We start from the raw sequence: 1,314 nt of genomic DNA on the forward strand, positions 1-1,314 counted from the left end.
ATCCACCTGTTCTAGATGTTGCGGATAAACAAGTTGTGTCAACCAATCTACCTCCAAAGAGATAAACTTATCAATATTGATATGTCGAAAATCATCAATGGTAAGCTCTTCAAACATCGCAACTAAAAGTTGTGGAATTCTCATATTGGAAATCTGCATCAATGGGGAGAGTTCAAGTTTTTCAAAAATCTCCGTGGCAATATTCATCACACACGCAAGTGTTGTCTCCCCCATATACTCCACACCCACTTGATACTGTTCATTGGTAGGGTAGGTAAATACAGGCTGAATATAAAACCATTTTTTTTGTTGCGTGTTTGATCCAAGACGCTTCTCAATAATGCGAACAACATCTATCGTGGAATCTGCACGCAATGAAAGTGCATTGTTTTTCTCATCATTGATACGAATCAGTTCCCTCTCATCTGCTATAGATTTGTGCTGATGGTACGAAAATACAGGCGTGACAATCTCTTCATATCCGTGTTTATCAAGAATATCACTGGCAATATGTTCAATACGGCGTTTTACTTTTGCACTCTGCGCAAAGTAGAGTTTGGAGCCGTTTGGAATTTCATGTTCGAGTATCATTTATCTCCCTAATCCAAAAGTGATTTCATTCAATACTTTTGTTGCGGTTGCATCATATTTTCTTCTGCCAAGCGTATCAAGAGCAAGTTCAACACTGTTTACAACCCACGCCATCTCATAATCTTCTATAAGACCCATCTGATTGATTCTAAAAATCTTCCCTTTAAGGTGGTCCTGTCCCCCTGCAACATTGACACCGTAACGCTCTTTTAAGAGTTTTCTTATCTCACTTGCGTGTTGGTCATCAATGGTTGTCATAGATTTTGCGGGTGTTTTTGGGTAGATATGAAGCCCTATTGCCTCCATAGCTTCCTTGACAGCACGCGCTCTTATAGCTGTTTTTTCGTAGAGTTTCTCTATGCCGCCCTTTGCTTCAATTGTTTCTAAAACCTCTAAAAGCCCTATAACAAGAGTTGTTGCAGCTGTATATGCTGTTGTATTTTGTCTTTGCTTTGCAATCTCGCTTGCCAGGTTAAGGTAGTATCCTCTCCCCTTGCCGATTTTTGTAATGGCAGCATCACTCAGACCTAAAATTGCAAGACCCGGAGGGAGCATTAATGCCTTTTGACTCCCTGCAATAAGTGCATCAATATTGGTTACATCTATCGCTTCTACACCAACGGCTGTAATCCCATCTGCTATAATCATAATATCGGGATTGTATGCTTTTACCGCTTGTGCCATCTCCTCTACAGGGTGACGAAGTCCTCCGGCACTCTCACT

2 protein-coding genes are annotated in these 1,314 nt (G+C 40.8%); both read right to left on the reverse strand.

Annotation, left to right across the window (positions count from 1 at the left end; all coding sequences use genetic code 11):
* Window positions 1-591: ATP phosphoribosyltransferase regulatory subunit (locus tag AC30RD_RS09450; protein ID WP_489494296.1), on the reverse strand; the 591-nt coding region annotated here is incomplete at its 3' end.
* On the reverse strand, window positions 592-1,314 hold a 723-nt coding region (locus tag AC30RD_RS09455; protein WP_489494297.1), incomplete at its 5' end, for a pyridoxal-phosphate-dependent aminotransferase family protein.

The organism is Nitrosophilus sp., from assembly GCF_982775275.1.